The sequence below is a fragment of the Streptomyces sp. NPDC057302 genome (assembly GCF_042667685.1).
Taxonomy (GTDB): Bacteria; Actinomycetota; Actinomycetes; order Streptomycetales; family Streptomycetaceae; genus Streptomyces.
Genome location: NZ_JBHUZJ010000065.1, coordinates 20,333 through 39,808, shown reverse-complemented (window position 1 = coordinate 39,808; position 19,476 = coordinate 20,333). Strand labels below are relative to the sequence as shown.

Here is a 19,476-nt window from a genome sequence, read left to right as displayed (position 1 = left end):
CGAGGGTGGGGCCGCCCCTCCCGCGTTCACTCGGCGATGACCGAGGCGACCTGGGTGAGGGAGTCGATGCGCCAGTCCGCGGCCTCGACGACGGCCGGGTCGTCGGCCCACCAGTGCCCCCAGGGCCCGCGCCGGATGTGCGCCGTCCGCAGCCCTGCCGCCTTCGCCGGGTAGATGTCGTTGGCGGGATGGTCGCCGACGTACAGCGTCCGGTCCGGATCGGCCTGGGCCGCCTCGATCACCTTGGCGAAGAACGACGGATCCGGCTTCGCCACGCCCCACTCGCCCGAGGTGACGACGAGGTCGGCGGGCAGGTCGAGGCGACGCAGCAGCTCGCCGACGCGGGACGTCTGGTTCCCCGCGATGACGACGCGCAGCCCCTGTTTGCGCAGCCCCCCGAGAGCGGGCCGCACATCGGGGTAGAGGTCGGTCTCGGCCAGGTGCTCACCGCGTCCCGCGACCTCGCGGGCGCTGTAGGCGGCGGCGACATCTATGTCCGGGCTCAGCAGCCGCAGCGCCTCGTCGTTGTCGCGGCCCCGCGTGACGACACCTCCCACGAGCGCGGAGACGGTGTGACGGGGCACGCCGAGCCAATCGGCCCAGGAAGCCCAGTAGCGGTCATCTTTGGTGAGGGTCTCCCCCACGGCGAACACGACGGTCTCAATCATCGGGCTCAGCCTATGGGGCCGTCGTCACGGGGAGCGGGCGGCGCCGCCGGTGACGCGGAGGGATTCGCGGTCGACGTGGGCGGCGTCATCGTCCGATCGGACCTCCGGTCGTGGTCCACTGCGGCACAGTCGGGTCATGGAGAAGACGGAACCCACCCGAACGGCGAGGGAGTTGGTCGCGGCGTGGCACCCCGACGCGCTGGCGGCGTTTCTCGGCGGAAGCGCGGCGACCAAGTGGCGCACACCGAAGTCCGACCTGGACGTCGTGGTGGTGCTCGCCGGTGAGCGCGAGCCTTCCAGGACCAGCCTGCGGTTCGGGGCGTGGCCGGTCGAGGTGTTCGTGCACACCGAGGCGAGTTGGCGGTGGTTCGTGCTGCGGGAGATTCCGCGACGGCGGTCGTCGCTGCTCTCGATGTGCGGCGACGGCGCCCTGATCCTGGACCGGGACGGGACCGGCGCCCGACTGCGCGACGCGGCGCGCGCGTTGCTGGCGGCCGGGCCGCCCGAGGCGACTGCGGGCGAGCTGGAGGATCATCGCTACGCGCTCACCGACCTCCTCGACGACCTCGCCGGGTGCGTGCGGTCCGGCGAGCGGTTGTTCGTCGTCACCGAGATCGCCCGGCGTACCGCCGAGTTCGTCCTCCTGCGTATGGGAGCGTGGCGGGGCGGCGGGAAGTGGCTCGCGCGGCGCGTGGACGAGGTGTGGCCGGGGTTCTCCGCGGAGCTGGCGGACGCGGTGAGCGAGGCTTTGGAGGGCAGGGCCGCAGGGCTTGTCGCGCTGGTGGACGAGGCGCTCGCGCCGTCCGGCGGGCGCCTCTGGGAGGGCTACCGGCGCAGCGGATACCCCGGCACCGCCGCACCGGCTTCGCACACGGGTCCGTAAACCGTGCTGCGCGGCGGCCCCGCGCGGCGCACTCTGGTGGCATGACCTGGCAGACACCCATCATCGTCCACCCGCCCGCCCCCGACGGCGGACGGCGGATCACCGTGCGCGGACAGGCCGTCGGCGTCGCGCGGGACGACCGCGACCTGGTGGAGTTCCTGCGCCGCGCCGGCCTCGGCGACGCCGACATGGCCCTGGACGACCCGCACCTCGTGGAGTGGCGCGGCAGTGGGGCGCACGTGTGGGCACCGGGGGCCTGAAGCTGCCCCGAGCCACATGCCCGGCGACACGCCGTCGCCGCCACCGGACCGGATCCGCGAGCGGAAGCACGAGTTGGGCGCGTCCTGTCACGGACACGGAGTCCAGCCGTACGAGGCCCGTCCGGACGGCTACGAGGGCATCCGAAAGGAAGCGACCTGCGCCGCATCCGGGTGGGACGGCGCGCCCGACCCGCGCCGATGCCGATGCCGATGCCGATGGACCTCGTCAGCGGAGACGAAGGCGGGGGCGGGCGGGGGCGGAGGTAAAGGCGGGGCAGGAGCGAAGGCGGACGCGGAGGCGGAGACGAGGACGCGGACGCAGAGCAGCGGAGGCGCGGAGGCGGACGCGGAGGCCCGGAGGCGGACGCGGACGCGGAGGCCCGGACGCGGACGCGGACGCGGAGGCCCGGAGACGCGGACGCCGAGACGCGGACGCCGAGGCGCGGCGCCGAGGCAGAGGCGCGGAGACGCGGAGTCGGACGCGGAGACGCGGACGCAGAGGCGCGGACGCAGACGAGGAGGCGGACGCGGAGGCCCGGACGTGGACGCCGAGGCGGAGGCGCGGACGCAGGCGCAGACGCAGAGGCGGAGGCGCGGACGCAGGCGCAGACGCAGAGGCGGAGGCGCGGACGCGGACGCAGAGGCCCGGACGCGGACGCAGAGGTACGGACGCAGACCCGGAGACGCAGCGGCGGAGGCGCCGAGGCAGCGCCGGAAGCGGAGGCGCGGACGCGGACGCCGAGGCAGCGCCGGAAGCGGAGGCGTCGTTGGCGGCAGGGCCGTCACGCGTCGTGTCGGGGGCCGGCCAGCCCCCACTACACGCCCCGCCGCCTGAACTCCCGTCACCGCACCCGCGACACCCCGCCCCGTTCCCCTGTCCGGCCCACACCGTTGCCCCGTTCGCGCGACTGCGATCGCGGTCGCACCGCTCCCTACTTAGCGTTTCCGGCATCGAGGTGCATATCAGGTGAAAGCGGAAGAAGGTCCGCGGCTGCTCCTCGGAGACCCGGAGGAATGATCATGCGCGCGATACGCGTCGCCTCGGCCACTCTGCTAGCCGCCACCGCCCTGTCCCTCACCGCGCCCACCGCCTCCGCGGCCGTCGCGGACGACAACGACACGAACAACAACATCACCTCGTTCGGCTTCCGCGTCACCCCGTCGACGATCGCCGCGGGCGGCCAGGTCACCCTCAGCGTGGACGGCTGCGAGGGGAACACGACGGTCACCTCCGGTGTCTTCGACGACGCCAGCATCTCCAAGGGCCAGCAGTCGACCACCGCGACGGTCTTCGAGGACGCCAAACCAGGCGCCATGTACGAGGTGACCTTCGACTGCAAGGGCGAGAAGGGGACCACGGACCTCACCATCGCCACGGGCCGCCCCACCCATCACCCGACCCACCACCCCACCGCCCCGGTCCACCACGGAGTGCGGGCGGGTGTCGGCGGCAGCCTCGGCGGGCTCGACCTGCACGAGATCGCCCTCGGCAGCGCCCTGATCGTGGGCACGCTCGGCACCGCGTACTACTGGACGCGCCGCCGCACCGGGGACGGCAACTCCTGACCCACCCCCACCGGACGGCACGTGAGTACGCACGGAACGCCCCGTGGCCGGCGCGGAAGGGGGGACGCGCCGGCCAGCAGGGCGAAACGTTCACACACGGCGCAGCGGGGCCCGACGTGCGAGTGACGGGCGTACCGGCGCCGGACCTACGGTCAGAATCCGCGCCCGGCGTTCTCCGAGCGGCGGCGCATCCAGAACACCCCGCCGCCGACCACGGCGGCCGCCACCAGCACACCGCCGATCGCCATGTCGGTGCTGGTCGCGCCCGTGTTGCTGCTGCCGCCCAGACCACCACGGACACCGCCGTGGATGACGGTGAACGCGTCGGGCTTGTTGAGGGTCTTGCCGTTGCAGTGGACCGTGATGCTGTGGGCCCCCGGCGTGGCGTGGTGGTAGACCGTCGGGTTCGCGCTGGCCGTGCCGCCGCCCATGGACTTCAGGTGCGTGTCCGGGAAGGCGTCCGACGTGACCTTGCTGCCGACGGACTTGCAGGACTCGCCGTCGACCGTGACCGTCAGCTGTCCCCCTCGGGGGATCACGCTCGGCATGGCGACGATGTTGGACGGGTCGGCCCAGGCCGATGCCGCCGGGGCGGCGAGGCCGACGACGGCACCCGCGGTGACTGCGACCGCGAGGGCACGAGTGGTGCGCATACGAGATGTACGCATGTGAATCCTCCGCGGAAGACGCCCCGGGGTAACCGTCCCCGGTCGATGGGCGAGAGCGCCTCCCAGACTGACCCTCAGATGCCGTGCGCGGACCCGCATTTCGGCGATCGGCCGTCCTGGTGAGGCGACACGCCGAAGCGCGAACGTACAAGCCGATATTGCCGCAGGTCACGGACCGTCAGAAAATTCCTGCGGACCTCGACTCGGATGGCTCATGCCCGGTATGGCTGCCACCCGTTCGCTCCCGCTCTGTCGCCCGTCGCGTGCACCGCGTTTAGCGTTCTTGTACGCGCAACGGACGCGGTTCGAATGCCGCGTTGAGAGGGGATCAGAGAATGCCTTCGTCCCAGCCGGCCGATGACGAGGAACAGCCGAAGAAGCGCGCGCCGTGGGGCGTGATGGCACTTGTTCTGCTGACCGGCCTCGCGCTGATCCGGAATGGCTCAGGGGAATTCGATGTGGGTCCGCCCCAGCCCGCGTCGGCCGCGGCGGCGGACCAGGCGCCCGACGGGGCGGGGCAGGGTGTCACGCCGCTGACGTTCTCCCCCGCCGCGCGTGTGGGGATCAAGGGGATCCGGGTGGACGCGCCGGTCATGCCCGTCGGGCTCGACGCGGACGGCTGGGTGGACGCCCCGCCGCCGCAGGACCCGAACCTCGCCGGCTGGTTCACCGGAGCCGTCTCGCCGGGCCAGAAGGGCACCTCCGTGATCGTCGGCCATGTGGACAATCAGCAGGGGCCCGCCGTCTTCTACGGCCTGGGCTCGCTGAAGAAGGGAAATCGCATCGAGGTCCTGCGCAGGGACCGCAGCACCGCGGTGTTCGAGGTCTACGGGATCGAAGTGTTCGAGAAGGACAATTTCCCGGGAAGCCGCGTCTACAGCGACAAGGGAACTCCGGAGCTCCGCGTCATCACCTGTGGCGGCGGATTCTCCAAGCAGGCCGGATACGACGGGAACGTCGTGGTGTTCGCCCGCCTGGTGGACGTGCGCTGACGGCGAATGCACCGGCGGAACACGGCACCGGGCGGGCGCTGAATCCCTCCCGGATTCAATTCCCCCCCCAGAATTCCGGCTACATTTCGTGGCGGCTCGGCACGGTGATGTGGTAGCCCGAATCGATGAGCTCCGGGAGATACGTCCGCAGGGCTTCGACGCTCTGGGTACGGTCGCCGCCCGCGTCGTGCGAGAGCACGACGACTCCCGGGCCCGCACCGGCCCGTACGCGCCGGATGATCGTGCCCGCGCCCGGCTCGGTCCAGTCCAGGGTGTCCACGGTCCAGGCGAGCGGCTCCATGCCCAGCTCGGCGCCCAGCTGGAAGGCGTCGCGGTTCCAGGCCCCGTAGGGGGCGCGGAACCAGGCGGGAGGTTCGCCCACGGCGTCCTCGACGACCTCGCAGGTGCGCTCGATCTCCTCGCGCATCGCGCTCCGGGTCATCTTCGGAAGCAGCGGGTGCGTCCAGGTGTGGTTGCCGATCAGATGCCCGTCGTCGGCCATCTCGCGCAGCAGATGCTTGTTGTCGACCGCCATCTCGCCGCAGACGAAGAACATCGCGCGGACGTCGTAGCGGCGCAGGGTGCGCAGGATGCCCGGCGTGTAGCGGGGGTCGGGGCCGTCGTCGAAGGTCAGCACCATCGTGCGGCCCTGCCCGTCCATGCGCAGGATCGGCGCCTTGCGGACGCGGGGCCGGGCGCGCGCGGCATGCGGCGGGCCGTTGCCCGTCATGGGCTGGAGGCGGTACGCGGAGGGCTTGAGGGCCCGTGCGGCGGGCGGGCCACCGGCCGCGGCGCCGCCGGAAGCCGTGGGCCCCGGCGTCCCGGACCGCTCCGTACCGGCGCAGCCCGCGGTCGCGACCAGACCGAAGACAGCGGCGCCGCGCAGGAGTGCGCGACGCCCTGGAGTCATTTGATCCTTTTTCATGACTAATCCGTCGCATGGCGGATGGCCGACGCGGCACACCAACACCACGGCGGGGCCCGAAAGCACCCGATGGGACCAGCGGAACCGTGGGGTGTCAGCGACGGCGTACGAGCGGGAAGGGCAGCGTCTCGCGGATCGTCAGACCGGTGAGGAACATGACGAGCCGGTCCACGCCGATGCCCAGGCCACCGGTGGGCGGCATGGCGTACTCCAGGGCGTCGAGGAAGTCCTCGTCCAGTTCCATGGCTTCCGGGTCTCCCCCGGCGGCCAGCAGCGACTGGGCGGTGAGGCGGCGGCGCTGCTCGACGGGGTCGGTCAACTCCGAGTAGGCGGTGCCCAGTTCGGTGCCGAAGGCGACCAGGTCCCAGCGCTCGGCGAGGCGCGGATCGGTGCGGTGCTGCCGGGTCAGCGGGGAGACGTCGGTCGGGAAGTCCTTGTAGAAGGTGGGCAGCTTCGTCTTCTCCTCGACGAGCCGCTCGTACATCTCGAGTACGACGTCACCGCGGGCGTCGTCCGCCGTGTACGGCACGTGCACGCGGTCGCAGAGCCGGTGCAGCCGCGGCAGCGGGGTGTCCGCGTCGACCTCGTCGCCGAGCGCTTCGGAGAGGGCGCCGTAGACCGTCTTGACCGGCCAGGGTCCGGAGATGTCGTGCTCGGTGAGCTTCCCGTCCTCGTCAGCCTTGCGGGCGACGGGTGCGCCGAAGGCGGCGGTGGCGGCGCCCTGGATGAGTTCGCGGGTGAGGTCGAGCATCACGTCGTAGTCGGCGAAGGCCTGGTAGGCCTCCAGCATCGTGAACTCGGGGTTGTGCTTGTAGCTCACGCCCTCGTTGCGGAAGGTGCGGCCCATCTCGAAGACCTTCTCCATGCCGCCGACGCAGAGCCGCTTCAGATACAGCTCGGGCGCGATGCGCAGATACAGGTCGAGGTCGTAGGCGTTGATGTGGGTGGTGAAGGGACGGGCGTTGGCGCCGCCGTGGATCTGCTGGAGCATCGGTGTCTCGACCTCCAGATAGCCGCGGTCCAACAGCCCCTGGCGCAGGGCCTGTACGGCGGTGGAGCGGGCCCGGACGACGTCGCGGGCGCCGGGGCCGGCGACGAGGTCGAGGTAGCGGCGGCGGACCTTGGCCTCTGGGTCGGCGAGCCCGCGGCGCTTGTCGGGCAGCGGGCGCAGGCACTTGCCGGTGAGCTGCCAGCCGGTGACGAAGACGGTGAGCTCGCCCTGGTCGCTGGCGCCGACCGTGCCGGTGGCGGTGATGTGGTCGCCGATGTCGGTGGCGGAGGTGAAGCGCTCCAGGACGTCGGCGCCCGACCGGTCCCGGGTCAGGGCCAGTTGACGGTCGCCGGACCAGTCGCGCAGGACGGCGAAGACGACCCCGCCGAAGTCGCGTACGAGCATGACGCGGCCCGCGACCGTGACCTGCTCCCCCGTCAGGGCGGGCGTCACCTCGGCCAGGGTGTGGGTGCGCGGCGGGAGCCCCACGGGGTAGGGGTCGATGCCGTCGGCGCGCAGCCGGTCGAGCTTGCGGTGGCGGACGCGGACCTGGTCGGGCAGTGCCGCCAGGGGGTCGGCGTCGGCCGCGTCCCCCTGACCCGCGAGGCCGAGGGCGGAGATCGGCGGGAGGCTCTCCGTGCTGGTGGGCTTGGTGACGCCCCTGAATCCTCGGCCCTTGCCCCGGAGCTTGCGCAGCGAGGGCACGGAGACGAAGCCCTCCGCGATGCCCGACGCGAGGCTGATCCGGGCGAGGGCTCCGGCGTCGCCGTAACAGATGAAGCGGGGGTACCACTGAGGGTGGTACTTGGCGTTGGAGCGGTAGAGCGCTTCGAGCTGCCACCACTTGGAGAAGAAGAGGAGCAGCTTGCGCCACAGGCGCAGGACGGGTCCCGCTCCGATGCGGGCGCCCTCCTCGAAGACCGAGCGGAAGACGGCGAAGTTCAGGGAGATGCGGCGCACCCCGAACCTGCCCGCGCCCGCACAGAGCTCGGCGACCATGAACTCCATGACTCCGTTGGGCGCGGTCGCCCGGTCGCGGCGCATCAGGTCGAGCGAGATGCCGTCCTTGCCCCAGGGGACGAGGGAGAGCAGGGCGATGAGCCGTCCTTCGGCGTCCAGGGCCTCCACGAGCAGGCAGTCGCCGTCCTCGGGGTCGCCGAGCCGGTCGAGGGCCATCGAGAAGCCGCGCTCGGTCTCGGTGTCCCGCCAGGCGTCCGCCTTGTCGATGGTCTCCTCCATCTCCTCCTCGGTCAGGGTGGAGTGGCGGCGGATGCGGGTGGTGGCGCCGGTGCGGCGGACACGGTTCACGGCCTGCCGCGTGACGCGCATGTCGCGGCCGTCCAGGTCGAAGTCGGCGACGGGCAGGATCGCCTCGTCGCCGAGCTGGAGCGCGCCGAGCCCGGAGCGTGCGTAGGCGGTGGCGCCCTCCTCGGAGGCGCCCATCACGGCGGGGGCCCAGGCGTACCGCCGGGCCACGTCCAGCCAGGCGCCGATCGCGTGCGGCCAGGCCTCGCGGTCGCCGACGGGGTCGCCGCTGGCCAGGCAGACGCCCGCCTCGACGCGGTAGGTGACGGCGGCCTTGCCGCTGGGCGAGAAGACGACGGCCTTGTCGCGCCGGGTGGCGAAGTAGCCGAGGGAGTCCTGGGAGCCGTAGGTGCCCAGGAGCGCGCGGATGCGGGGTTCCTCGTCGCCGTGCAGGGCGGCTTCCATGCGCTGGGAGCGGAAGAGGGCCGCGGCGGCGTTCAGGAGGGCGAGGGCGCCGAAGAGGCCGAGCCAGAAGTGCAGGGCGCGCGGGGGCCGGCCGTCGAAGTAGTCGTGCCCGGTGAAGAGCCCGCCGCAGACCCGGTTCGCCGCCCACGGCAGGGCCTCGCCGCGAGGCAACGTACCCGGGAAGAGCGCGACGAGACCCCAGCCGACCAGGATCGCCACGGCGAGGCCCGCGACGAGCACGAGGACGGCCCGCCGGACGGCGCCGCGGCGGGAGTCGGCGGAGAACTCCTTGCGGGCGAGGACCAGCAGGACGAAGGCGACGCCGCAGACGATCAGGGAGGGGAGCGAGTCCGCCCAGTAGCCGAGGGCGATGCCGAGCACGTCGAAGGCGAGCAGGAGCCCCAGGTAGCTGATGACCAGCCACCACGCGACCTTCTTGCGGGCTGCCGTCGCCGCCGCGAGGAGGAAGAGGAACACGGCGTACGCGAGGTTGGGGCTCACCGGGACCGTGAGGAGGTCGAGGAGGCGGACGACCGGGCGCAGGAGGTGGCGCAGCGGGGCGATGACCGCGAGGATCGCGCAGAAGAGGCCCAGGACGCCGAAGAAGGTGGCGAACCCTTCCGGCACGCGTCTCAGGAAGCGGGCTCGTGCGCTCGGCGGCTCGGTGCCTGGCCTTTCCACGCTGGTGCTCATGGATCGACCCTAGGAAGGGTCTGCGCGGGTCGCCCGTCGAGAGCGGGACCGGGCCGCCCGTCGAGAGCGGGACCGGGCCGCCGGTCGAGAGCCGGGCCGGATCGTTGTATGGGACACCTGCCCACGGCGAGGGCGGCGGACCGGCTCCGATAACCTCTCGGCTGTGACTGCAGACCACTCCCACCAGTTCGAACGCGGTACCGACGGCCCGAAGGTGATCGTCGTCGGTGTCGACGGCTCGGACTCCTCGCTCCGGGCCGCGGCATATGCCGGAGGCCTGGCCCGTCGGCAGCACGCGCTGCTCGCCGTCGTCTATGTCCAGCCCGTGATGGCCGCGGGCGCCGCGCTCGGGGCCCCGGTGGCCGATACGACCGACGAGATCGCCGAGTCCCTCATCACCGAGATCAGAGACGCGGCCGAGCGGGTGAAGGACATATTCGACGTGCGCTGGGAGTTCCACACCTTCCGCGGCGATCCCTTCAGCGGTCTGGTCACCGCGGCGGACGACCTCAAGGCCGACGCCGTGGTCGTCGGCGCCTCCGAGCAGGCGGGCCACCGGATCGTCGGCTCGGTCGCGGTACGACTGGTCAAGGCGGGCCGCTGGCCCGTCACCGTGGTGCCGTAACCCGCACCCCCCAGAGTGCTGAACCCTCACCCGTGCGAGGGGTGTGGCGTCTTCCGTCATGCGCATGCCTGGGCCATCATGATCCGCCATCAGCCGACTGCCGTCTGCGAAAAGGTGGAGCTCATGGCGGGACTCCGGATGGGGCACGGCGTTCTGCGCCGCAAGCCCATCGAAAGCATCGAAGAAACCGAAGGCGCGGAGGGCGGCGGGCTCTCCCGCTCCCTCGGTCTCTGGCAGCTCACCGCGATCGGCGTCGGCGGCATCATCGGTGCCGGCATCTTCACCCTCGCCGGGACGGTGGCCAACGGCACGGCCGGGCCCGCCGTCCTCATCTCCTTCCTCATCGCCGGTGTCGCGAGCGCGGCGGCGGCCTTCTCGTACGCCGAGTTCGCGGGCCTGATCCCGAAGGCGGGATCGGCGTACACCTACGGCTATGTCGTCCTCGGCGAACTGACCGGCTGGTTCATCGGCTGGGACCTGCTCCTGGAGTACACGGCGATCGTGGCGGTGGTCGCGATCGGCATCTCGGGCTACTTCAACTTCCTGATCAACGACATGGGCGCCCAGCTGCCCCAGTGGATGCTGGGAGCGCCCGGCACGGGCGACGGGCACAAGGTCGACCTGTTCGCCGCGGTGCTGTGCCTGCTCATCGCCTATCTGCTGACGCTCGGTATCAAGAACGCGGCACGCTTCGAGATGATCGTCGTCGTGCTGAAGGTCATCGTCGTGATCGTGGTGATCGCGGTCGGGTTCTTCCACATCAACACCGGCAACTACAAGCCGTTCTTCCCGTTCGGCGTCAGCGGGGCGTTCACGGGTGCGGCCACGGTCTTCTTCGCCGTGTTCGGGTACGACGCCATGAGTACGGCGGCCGAGGAGTCCAAGGACGCGCAGCGCCACATGCCGAAGGCGATCCTCTACTCGCTCGCGATCTCGATGGTCCTGTACGTGCTTGCCTGCCTCGTCCTCACGGGCATGCAGAGCTACAAGGACATCGACCCGGAGAGCGGATTCTCCACCGCCTTCAAGTCCGTGGGCCTGGGCGGTCTCGCCGACGTCATCGCGGTCGGCGCGATCATCGGCATCCTCACCGTGATGTTCACCTTCATGCTCGGTGTCACCCGCGTGTGGTTCAGCATGTCGCGCGACGGGCTGCTCCCGAAGTGGTTCGCCAAGACCCACAAGACCCGGCACGTGCCGACGCGCGTGACGTGGATCGTCGGGTTCGCCTCGGCCGCCATCGCCGGGTTCCTGCCGATCGGCGAGGCGGCCGAACTGACCAACATCGGCATCCTGCTGGCCTTCGTCGTGGTGTGCGTCGCGGTGATCGTGCTGCGCTACAAGCAGCCCGATCTGCCGCGTACGTTCCGCTGCCCCGGGATGCCGGTCGTGCCCGCCATCGGGGTCGTGTTCTCCATCTGGCTGATCACGTTCCTGCAGTGGCAGACGTGGGTGCGGTTCGCGGTGTGGTTCGCGGTCGGCCTCGTCGTGTACTTCACGTACTCCTACCGGAAGTCGGAACTGGCGAAGGCCGACCGCGTTTCCTAGCGGGGCGCTCAGGTGGTCTGCTCGATGGACTTCTGGAACTCGCGGGCCATCTGCTCCAGTCCCTTGCCCTTCCACTCCGACCAGAACGGCTTCCATTCGCTGAGCTTCTTGCGGCCGCTGACGATGTCGTTGACGAGGTCCCTCGCCTCGGTGTCCATGCGGCCGTAGTGCTGGGTGTAGGCGTCCGAGTAGTGGCCGACCGTCGGGTTGCGCACGGCGGTCTCGATGAGCTTCTGCTCGGCGGCGTACACGTCCTTGACGTCCTGCGCCCGCTCGTTCCCGGGGAAGCTCGAGGCGATGAGGGCGAAGGGCGCGGTCGTCGACGTCTGCAGTCCGCTGTACAGGCCCTCGACCTCCTGCTTGCCCTTCTTGGTGCGCTCCGGGAAGCCGCTCTTGTCGTACGTGAAGTCCTCGCCCTCGGTCCCGTACTCGAGGAACTCGCGCTCCTTGGTGCCGAACGGCGCCGCCAGGTAGTTGAGCACCCCCAGCAGCATGCGGACCCGCTTCTCGTCGCCCTTCTTGATGGCGGTGTAACCGATGGTGCCGAGGTGGTAGTGGTGGTTGGGCCGGTTGCCTCCCGCGGCGAACGGGATCATGATCTCCGCAGCCACTGCGGGGTCCTGGACACGGATCTCCTGGCGGGCGTTGAAGGGGGTGGCGTGCACGGTGGCGCCGATCGAGCCCTGCGCCATCTTGATGTACGCGTCGGCCATCTTGGGGTTCCCGGGATAGAAGACGCCCGCCTTCTTCAGCTTGAGCACGAAGTTGAGCGCTTCCGCGTACTCGTCGGTGTCCTGGTACCAGGTGAGCGAACCGTCCTTGTTCTGCCGCCACTTGTTGGGAGCACCGAAGCACTGGCTCATCACACTGGCCGCGTTGACGTAGATGGGCTCAAGTGCCCAGGTCTTCCCGCCGGTAACCTCCTTGCACTTGGCGAGGAATTCCTCCGGGCTGCTCGCCTGGAAACCGCCCGCCTTCGCCCAGACCTTGGGGTTGCCCGCGTAGACCTGGCCGAACGCGGGGTACGGGACCGGCGCGCCCCAGATCTTGCCGTTGACCACGGCGGTCTTCCAGTGCGCGGGCGTCATCGCGGCGAGGTTCGGGTAAGCCTTCACGGCGTCGCCCGACAGATACTCGGTGATGTCCGCGCACTTGGCTTCGAGGAGTTCGGCTATGTGCTGGATGCCTTGGTTGGGCGGAATCCACAGGAGGTCGGGCAACTCGCCGCCGGCGATCGTGGAGGAGAACTTCTCCTCGTAGCCGGGGTCGGTGCCCAGGATCGCGGTGAGGTCGACGCCGAGCTCCTTGTCGACCTTCTTCCAGTAGGCGTTGGACCCCTTGGGCAGCGGCGGCTGCGTCCATATCTCCGTCAGCATCGTGACCTTCGACCCGTCGCCCGGGGTCTTCGGAACGCTGCGCACCAGGTCCTTGGGGTACGAGAGGAACCCGGCCGAGAGCCCCTTCGCGTTCGGCGGCAGATCGGGCTTGACCTTGCCGAAGGGCACGTACGAAGGCAGCTTCACCTTCGACGATGCCGCCTCGCCGGTCTTCTTCGCACCCGAGCCGCAGCCCGTCAGCGAGGTGGCGGCCGCGCCCGCGGCGACGGCGGTGGAGAGGCTCAGGAACGTGCGTCGGGACATGCCTGTCATGGGAATCTCCGCAAAGGGTTCAGGGGAAGGAAGCTTCAGCCCTTGATGGCGCCGGTGAGCACGCCCTTGGTGAAGTACTTCTGCAGGAAGGGGAAGAGCAGCAGGATCGGGATGAGGGCGATCATGACGACGGCCATGGAGATCGACTGCTGGGGCGGCATGTGGCTGACGCCGAGCTGGTCGCCCGAGATGGACTTGCCCTGGACCACGTAGGTCCGCAGGACCAGCTGGATGGGCCACTTGCCCGAGTCGTTGAGGTAGAGCATCGCGTTGAAGAAGGCGTTCCAGTACGTGACCGCGTAGAAGAGGCCTACGACGGCGACGACTCCCTTGGAGAGCGGGAGGACGATGCGCGTCAGGATCCGCCAGTCGCCCGCGCCGTCGATCCGCGCCGCCTGGTACAGCTCCTCGGGGATGTTCATGAAGAACGCCCGCAGGACGACGAGATTGAAGGCGTTGATCATGACGGGAAGGATCAACGACCAGTAGGAGTCGAGGAGTCCGAGCTCCTTGACCACCACGTACATCGGCACCATGCCCGGCACGAAGAGCAGCGTGAAAAGCACCATCAGGAGGATCGGCTTGCTGCCGGGGACGCCGCGCTTGCTGAGGCCGTACGCGAGCGCGATCGTCGTCAGGAGCGAGAGGGCCGTGCCGACGAGCGTGATCAGGACGCTGACGACGACGGCGCGGGAGACGATGCCTCCGGAGAGGATCGTGCGGTACGCCTCCAGGGTCGGCTCCGTGGGGAAGAGGACGAAGCCGCCCGCCTCGGTGATCTCCTTGCGGGAGGCGAGGCTGGTGGAGAGGACCGTGAGGAAGGGCACGATCATCACGGCGCAGATGACCGTGATGACGACGGCCTTGGCGGCCGAGCCGATCTTCGACGGCGGCTCTTCCCAGGCAGGGCGCTCCTCACGGACCCGCGGCGAGCGCAGGGGGAATCCGAAGCTGCTCATTTGCTGTACACCCCGTGCTCTCCGAAGGCGTGGGCGACCTTGTTGGCGCCGTAGATCATCAAGGCCCCGATGACGCCCTTGACCAGGCCCGCGGCGGCGCCGACGCCCCAGTCGCCGTAGACGACGCCGTGGTAGTAGATGTAGGTGTCGAGGACTTCGGACGCGCGGGCGCCGACCGCGTCGCGCTGGAGCAGGAACTGCTCGAAGCCGACCGAGAGGACATCGCCGAGGCGCAGTACGAGCAGCATGATCGTGACGCCGCGCACTGCGGGCAGGGTGACGTGCCACATGCGGCGCCAGCGTCCCGCGCCGTCCACGGCCGCCGACTCGTAGAGGCTCTGGTCGACGCTCGCGAGCGCCGCCAGGTAAATGATCATGCCCCAGCCGATGTCCTTCCAGATCACCTGTCCGGTGATGAGGAGGGAGAAGGTATCGGGGTCGGTCATCACGTCCAGGGCGGACATGCCGTGGTCGCGCAGGTAGTTGCTGAAGAGGCCCGCGCCGCCGAGGACCTGCTGGAAGAGCGCGACGACCAGGACCCAGGAGATGAAGTGCGGCAGATAGACGACGCTCTGCACGAACTTCTTGATGCGTGGGCTGACCAGGCTGTTGATGAGCAGCGCGAGGGCCAGCGGCGCCGGGAAGAAGAAGATCAGCTGGAGCGCGGCGAACGCCAGGGTGTTGCGGACCGCCTCCCAGAACGCCGGGTCGGCGAAGAGTTCCTGGAAGTTGGCGAGGCCCACCAGCGGGCTGTCCTTGAAGCCGATGAAGGGCTGGTAGTCCTGGAAGGCGATGACGTTGCCGAGCATCGGCACGTAGAAGAAGAACAGGAAGAAGAGCAGGCCCGGGGCCATCAGGGCGAGCATCACCCAGTTGTTCCGCAGTCGGACGCGGAGCGGCACGCGGCGGTGGCGCGGCGGGCCCGGGGACTTGGGATCAACTGTCGGATCCGACCCGGGTGGTGGCGGCGACGCGGCTCGTGGCCTGCGTTGGGTTGCTGGGGATGTCACACGTACTCCCTGGCCTGGCGGCACGACGGAACAGAAAAGTGGCAGCCGACAGCCGGGACGGCCGTCGAGAGCCGGCCAATTAAGAAGCCAACTTGCCGAAAGAGAGCCACATCATCGAAGCGTGGCTCCCGCCCGTCAACCACCTTCCGGTCCTAGAGAGTTGGATTTTTCTGCGCCGCGTGGTCGATGTGTTCCAGTGCGAGGCGAGCTGCCCCGATTGCGGTGGATTCCTCGCCGAGTAGGGAGGTTTGGACCGTCGGCCGGTAGGGGCAGAGCGCGCCGAGCCGCGCCGCGAACGGCTCGCTGAGCAGGGCGCCCGCCCGGGAGATGCCGCCGCCCAGGACGACGGACTGCGGGTCGAGTACGGCGACGTGGCGGGCCAGGCTGTCGGCGAGCGCCTCGGCGAAGGCCCGCAGGGTGTACCTGGCCCCGCCGTCGCCCGCCGCCGCGGCGGTCACCACCGCGCGGGCGGCGTTCTCGCGGGTGGGCCGGTCCGCGCCCTCGTGGCCCGCGAACCAGTCGAGAAGCCGCTGGTAGCACCGCTCCCAGCCGTCCCCGGCGACCATCTCGCCCGCCGCGCCGCGGTGTCCGCGGTACAGCTCGCCGCGGAGCCACAGGCCGATGCCGAGCCGGTTGCCGACGTACAGGTACACGCAGTCGCCCGTGCCCACCGACACTCCCCCGGTGCACTCGGCGAGGGTCGCGAGCTGGATGTCGTTGCCCACGACGACGGGGCCGTGGCCCGGGTCGGCGAGCTCGCGGGTGAGGTCGAGGCCCGTCCACTGGGGCAGCGAGTCGCTCTCCACCACGCGGCCGGCGGCGTCCACCATGCCGCTGGTGCCGACCCCGGTCGCCAGCGGGCGCACGCCCGCCGCCGCGGGCTGGGCCAGGCAGCCCGCGATCGCCTCGCGGACGGCGTCCAGGCGCTGACCGGCCGGGAGTTCGGGCGTGACGGCGACGCGCCGGGTGGCCACGGTGCGGCCGAGCAGGTCGGCCGCGTGCACCAGGATCTTGTGCGCGCCGATGTCCACGCCGAGCACGTGCGCCGCCTCGGCCCGGAAGCGGAAGCGGCGGGCGGGCCTGCCCACGCTGCCGCTGCCCGGCGTCAGCTCCACCAGGCGGCCTTCGCGAAGGAGCTGGGCCGTGAGGTCCTGGGCCGTGGGCCGTGACACGCCGATGAGGCCCGCCAGTTCGGGCACGGTGATCTCGTCCCGCTCGCGCAGCACACGCAGGGCGGCGGCCGCGTTCAGGCGGCGCAGCAGCGACGGGTCCCCACTCGAGGCACTCGTGGGCCGATTCAAGGCGTCCCCCTTGACAGCGTGATCGGTTGATCTCCAGGGTGACCCGGAGCGATTGAGAAACTTACCTAATAAATAGCGCCCTTGGGGGAGCACAGATGGGTGAGACTGGTCATCCGGAGCTGGCATGCGGGATCGGCTCCTGGGACAGCGACGTCTACGGTAACCACCGGATTCTCGTACGTGCCGCCACGACCGACGGTTCGGCCCCGGCCTTCGCGGCCGAACTGCCGTGGCGGCGCCAGGATCCAGATCCCGGGGCGGTGGACGTGATCGTGGTCGGACCGTCCGGGGAGCGCGTACGCAACACCCTGGCCGTGGAGGTGACGGGCGAGGCGGGGCGCATCGCCTTCGAGCCGGTGGACGGCCCCGGCACGTACGCCGTGCACTACCTCCCGTACGCACACACGGGCAAGCCCTACTATCCGCAGGCCGCCTACCGGCCTCCCACTCAAACCGCCGACCCCGGCTGGGTGCACCGCTGCGGCCTGCACAGCGGCGCCGGGTGGGAGAAGCTGCCGCGCGCCGAAGCCTTCGCATACGAAGCGGCGAGCGCGGTCGACTCCTTCGCGCCGCTGGGCTTCGCGGCCACGCAGGACGAGCGCACCCGGCTCCAACAGGCTTACGGCGAGGAGCATTTCCTCCTCTTCGGCGAGGACCGCGCCCATCCGCTGGGACGCTACGAGCGGTTGCCCGCACGCTGGGCGCTTGCCACCCCCTTCGCCCCGCTCGACGTCACAGCGGACCGCGGCGAGTTCTACGCGGTGCAGGTCGGCGTGTACGCCCTCCAGGAGCTCACCGACGTGCGCGCAGAGGTCCGCGGGCTCCCCTTCCCCGTACGGTGCCTCAGCACGGGCGGCATCGACGCGCGCGGCCACTCCTTCGAGCGGCGCGTGACGGTCGGCGCCGGGCGGGCGGGAGCCCTGTGGTTCGGCGTCGAGGTTCCCGCTGACGCTCGACCCGGCCGCCACGAAGGGGAGATCGCCGTCGGAGCGTCGGGCGCCCCCGAGCGCGTACTGCCCCTGCGCCTCACCGTCGGCCAGGACGTCGTCGCCGACGGAGGCGCCGGTGAGCCGTGGCGGCTCGCTCGGCTGGGATGGCTGGACTCGGCGCTCGCGCAGGACGACGAGCCGGTGACTCCGTACACCCCGATCGAGGCGGTGGCCGTGCCCGGCGGGCAGCGCCTGTCGCTGCTGGGCCGCACGGTCGAGCTCGGCCCACAAGGACTCCCCCAGCGGCTGATCTCCACCTTCGCGCCGACCGTCACGCGCGCCGACGGACCGCCCCGCGACCTGCTCGCCGCCCCCGTCACGCTCGACATCGGCCGCCCCTTGGAGCATGGGCCGCTCAGCCTGGACCGCCTCGGCCCGGCGCGGGTGGGCTGGTCGGCTCGGGCCGCGGGGCAGGACGTACTCCTGCGCACGGAGGGCGAGTTGGAGGCCGACGGCTTCCTCGTCGTGCGGGCCACGGTCGAGGCCACCGCCGACACTCAGCTCGACGTGACGCTGGACGTGCCCTTGCGCAAGGACATCGCGCGGTACGCGATGGGGCTCGGCCTGACGGGCCGGGTGTGCCCGGAGACGTTCGACTGGAGCTGGGACACGCCCACCCGCAACCAGGACGCGTTCTGGCTCGGCGACCCGGCGGCGGGGCTCCAGCTCAGCCTGCGTGACGAGCACTACGCGCGACCGCTCAACACCAACTACTACCGGGAGAAGCCCCTGCGCACACCGCGCTCCTGGGCGGGCGACGGGGCGGGCGGGGTGCGGCTGCGCACGAGCGAGGGGGTGCGCTCTCTCAGCGCCTTCAGCGGGCCGCTCGCGCTGCGGGCGGGCGAGAGCCGGTGCTTCGAGTTCCGGCTGCTCCTGACCCCGTTCAAGCCGCTCGAACCGGCGCGGCAGCTCTCCGAGCGCTACTTCCACGCGTACGCCTCGCCCCCGGAGATCGCCGAGTACGGCGCGAACGTCGCCAATCTGCACCATGCGACGCCGCCCAACCCGTACATCAACGACCCGCTCCTCGGCGCGGACGCCCTGCACTCCTACACCGAGGAGGCGCACCGGCTCGGCATCCAGGTCAAGGTGTACGACACGGTGCGCGAACTGACGCGCCACACATCGGAGTTGCCGGTGCTCGCGTCGCTGGGCGACGAGATCTTCGCGCCGGGGCCCGGGGGCGGGCACGCGTGGCTCCGGGAGCATCTGTGCGGGGACTACGTGCCCGGGTGGGTGGCGCCCGACGTGGGGGACGTCGCGGTCGTCACCTCCGGTGACTCGCGCTGGCACAACTCCTATGTGAGCGGGATCGAGCGGCTGCGCCGGGTCGTCGGGGTCGACGGGCTCTACCTCGACGACGTGGCGTACGACCGGACGACCATGAAGCGGGTCCGCAAGGTCCTTTCGGCCACCGGGGACGAGCCGCCGCTGGTCGACCTGCACTCCTGCAACCAGTTCCGCGAGCCGGACGGGTTCGCCTCCAGCGCCAATCTGTACGCGGAGCTGCTGCCGTACGTCGACCGGCTCTGGCTCGGCGAGCTCTTCGACTACGACGGCGCGGACGGCTCGGCGGGGGGCGATCCCGCGTACTGGCTCGTCGAGATCTCGGGCATTCCCTTCGGTGTGATGGGCGAGATGCTGGAGGGCGGCGGCAATCCCTGGCGCGGGCTCGTCTTCGGGATGACGGCGCGGGCACCCATGACGGACGTACGGCCTTTGTGGCGGGCCTTCGACCAACTCCGGCTCCCGGAGGCGGAGATGACGGGCTGGTGGGCCACCGGCACCCCTCCGGTGCGGACCGGGCACGACGATGTCCTCGCCACCACGTGGGAGGGGCCGGGAGGGACCGTGACGGCGCTCGCCTCCTGGGCCGGGGAGCCGGTGGACGTCGTCCTCACCACGGCCTCGGGGCCCGTCGCCGCCTACGCTCCCGCGATCGAGGGGTTCCAGGAGGAGCGGAGGTTCGCCGCGGGTGAGGCGCTGCGGGTGGAGCCGGGGCGTGGCCGGCTGGTGCGGCTCGGGGAGTGAACGGCCGC

General features: G+C 70.8%; 15 protein-coding genes. 7 read left to right on the top strand and 8 right to left on the bottom strand.

Features of this window, described 5'->3' with window-relative positions; translation table 11 throughout:
- Positions 1 to 26: 26 nt before the first annotated feature.
- Complete coding sequence (locus tag ACFUPX_RS32825) at positions 27 to 668, bottom strand: HAD family hydrolase (protein ID WP_383331020.1); 642 nt, start codon at positions 666 to 668, stop codon at positions 27 to 29.
- Between the two features lie 136 nt (positions 669 to 804).
- Here ACFUPX_RS32825 and ACFUPX_RS32820 point away from each other — a divergent pair, with 136 nt between their 5' ends.
- From ACFUPX_RS32820 to ACFUPX_RS32810, 3 genes are all read left to right on the top strand, one after another.
- Positions 805 to 1,551: a nucleotidyltransferase domain-containing protein gene (locus ACFUPX_RS32820; RefSeq protein WP_383331018.1), complete on the top strand. Its 747-nt coding sequence runs from the start codon at positions 805 to 807 to the stop codon at positions 1,549 to 1,551.
- Positions 1,552 to 1,592: 41 nt separating this feature from the next.
- Entirely contained in the window at positions 1,593 to 1,811 is a 219-nt protein-coding gene (locus ACFUPX_RS32815) for a hypothetical protein (RefSeq protein WP_383331015.1), read from the top strand.
- Between the two features lie 1,020 nt (positions 1,812 to 2,831).
- A complete protein-coding gene (locus tag ACFUPX_RS32810) occupies positions 2,832 to 3,377 on the top strand; it encodes a hypothetical protein (RefSeq protein ID WP_383331012.1) in 546 nt (181 codons plus the stop codon).
- 152 nt (positions 3,378 to 3,529) lie between these two features.
- On the opposite strand, the gene ACFUPX_RS32805 is transcribed toward ACFUPX_RS32810, so the two are convergent.
- Positions 3,530 to 4,030 (bottom strand): hypothetical protein, encoded by a 501-nt coding sequence (locus ACFUPX_RS32805; RefSeq protein ID WP_383331070.1) that lies wholly within the window; start codon positions 4,028 to 4,030, stop codon positions 3,530 to 3,532.
- A 350-nt stretch (positions 4,031 to 4,380) separates the two neighbouring features.
- Between ACFUPX_RS32805 and ACFUPX_RS32800 the strand changes: the two genes are divergently transcribed.
- Positions 4,381 to 5,037: a class F sortase gene (locus ACFUPX_RS32800; RefSeq protein WP_383331009.1), complete on the top strand. Its 657-nt coding sequence runs from the start codon at positions 4,381 to 4,383 to the stop codon at positions 5,035 to 5,037.
- A gap of 79 nt (positions 5,038 to 5,116) precedes the next feature.
- On the opposite strand, the gene ACFUPX_RS32795 is transcribed toward ACFUPX_RS32800, so the two are convergent.
- Positions 5,117 to 5,947 (bottom strand): polysaccharide deacetylase family protein, encoded by an 831-nt coding sequence (locus tag ACFUPX_RS32795; protein WP_383331006.1) that lies wholly within the window; start codon positions 5,945 to 5,947, stop codon positions 5,117 to 5,119.
- Positions 5,948 to 6,056: 109 nt separating this feature from the next.
- Positions 6,057 to 9,356 carry a bifunctional lysylphosphatidylglycerol synthetase/lysine--tRNA ligase LysX gene (gene lysX / locus ACFUPX_RS32790; RefSeq protein WP_383331003.1) on the bottom strand — a complete coding sequence of 1,100 codons (3,300 nt, stop codon included), beginning with the start codon at positions 9,354 to 9,356 and terminating at the stop codon, positions 6,057 to 6,059.
- Between the two features lie 163 nt (positions 9,357 to 9,519).
- Between lysX and ACFUPX_RS32785 the strand changes: the two genes are divergently transcribed.
- Positions 9,520 to 9,981 carry a universal stress protein gene (locus tag ACFUPX_RS32785; RefSeq protein ID WP_361040879.1) on the top strand — a complete coding sequence of 154 codons (462 nt, stop codon included), beginning with the start codon at positions 9,520 to 9,522 and terminating at the stop codon, positions 9,979 to 9,981.
- Between the two features lie 123 nt (positions 9,982 to 10,104).
- Entirely contained in the window at positions 10,105 to 11,529 is a 1,425-nt protein-coding gene (locus ACFUPX_RS32780) for an amino acid permease (RefSeq protein WP_383331000.1), read from the top strand.
- A gap of 8 nt (positions 11,530 to 11,537) precedes the next feature.
- Here the strand turns inward: ACFUPX_RS32780 and ACFUPX_RS32775 are convergent, their stop codons facing one another.
- The 4 genes from ACFUPX_RS32775 to ACFUPX_RS32760 all read right to left on the bottom strand — a co-directional run bounded on the left by ACFUPX_RS32775 (position 11,538) and on the right by ACFUPX_RS32760 (position 16,448).
- Positions 11,538 to 13,169 (bottom strand): hypothetical protein, encoded by a 1,632-nt coding sequence (locus tag ACFUPX_RS32775; protein WP_383330997.1) that lies wholly within the window; start codon positions 13,167 to 13,169, stop codon positions 11,538 to 11,540.
- Between the two features lie 44 nt (positions 13,170 to 13,213).
- Positions 13,214 to 14,137, bottom strand: coding sequence for a carbohydrate ABC transporter permease (locus tag ACFUPX_RS32770; protein ID WP_383330994.1), 924 nt, complete (start codon positions 14,135 to 14,137; stop codon positions 13,214 to 13,216).
- Complete coding sequence (locus ACFUPX_RS32765; RefSeq protein WP_383330991.1) at positions 14,134 to 15,039, bottom strand: ABC transporter permease; 906 nt, start codon at positions 15,037 to 15,039, stop codon at positions 14,134 to 14,136. The genes ACFUPX_RS32770 and ACFUPX_RS32765 overlap by 4 nt, the downstream gene beginning before the upstream one ends.
- Before the next feature lie 260 nt (positions 15,040 to 15,299).
- Entirely contained in the window at positions 15,300 to 16,448 is a 1,149-nt protein-coding gene (locus ACFUPX_RS32760) for an ROK family protein (protein WP_383330988.1), read from the bottom strand.
- A 95-nt stretch (positions 16,449 to 16,543) separates the two neighbouring features.
- Here ACFUPX_RS32760 and ACFUPX_RS32755 point away from each other — a divergent pair, with 95 nt between their 5' ends.
- Entirely contained in the window at positions 16,544 to 19,468 is a 2,925-nt protein-coding gene (locus tag ACFUPX_RS32755; protein WP_383330985.1) for a glycoside hydrolase domain-containing protein, read from the top strand.
- Positions 19,469 to 19,476: the final 8 nt, after the last annotated feature.

What these genes read in the sequence shown, in the direction of transcription:
- ACFUPX_RS32755 (WP_383330985.1), top strand. Translation starts at nt 16,544, where the DNA reads ATGGGTGAGACTGGTCATCCGGAGCTGGCATGCGGGATCGGCTCCTGG.
- ACFUPX_RS32780 (WP_383331000.1), top strand. Translation starts at nt 10,105, where the DNA reads ATGGCGGGACTCCGGATGGGGCACGGCGTTCTGCGCCGCAAGCCCATC.
- ACFUPX_RS32810 (WP_383331012.1), top strand. Translation starts at nt 2,832, where the DNA reads ATGCGCGCGATACGCGTCGCCTCGGCCACTCTGCTAGCCGCCACCGCC.
- ACFUPX_RS32825 (WP_383331020.1), bottom strand. Translation starts at nt 668, where the DNA reads ATGATTGAGACCGTCGTGTTCGCCGTGGGGGAGACCCTCACCAAAGAT.
- ACFUPX_RS32770 (WP_383330994.1), bottom strand. Translation starts at nt 14,137, where the DNA reads ATGAGCAGCTTCGGATTCCCCCTGCGCTCGCCGCGGGTCCGTGAGGAG.
- ACFUPX_RS32800 (WP_383331009.1), top strand. Translation starts at nt 4,381, where the DNA reads ATGCCTTCGTCCCAGCCGGCCGATGACGAGGAACAGCCGAAGAAGCGC.
- ACFUPX_RS32820 (WP_383331018.1), top strand. Translation starts at nt 805, where the DNA reads ATGGAGAAGACGGAACCCACCCGAACGGCGAGGGAGTTGGTCGCGGCG.
- ACFUPX_RS32775 (WP_383330997.1), bottom strand. Translation starts at nt 13,169, where the DNA reads ATGTCCCGACGCACGTTCCTGAGCCTCTCCACCGCCGTCGCCGCGGGC.
- ACFUPX_RS32795 (WP_383331006.1), bottom strand. Translation starts at nt 5,947, where the DNA reads ATGACTCCAGGGCGTCGCGCACTCCTGCGCGGCGCCGCTGTCTTCGGT.
- ACFUPX_RS32805 (WP_383331070.1), bottom strand. Translation starts at nt 4,030, where the DNA reads ATGCGCACCACTCGTGCCCTCGCGGTCGCAGTCACCGCGGGTGCCGTC.
- ACFUPX_RS32815 (WP_383331015.1), top strand. Translation starts at nt 1,593, where the DNA reads ATGACCTGGCAGACACCCATCATCGTCCACCCGCCCGCCCCCGACGGC.
- lysX (WP_383331003.1), bottom strand. Translation starts at nt 9,356, where the DNA reads ATGAGCACCAGCGTGGAAAGGCCAGGCACCGAGCCGCCGAGCGCACGA.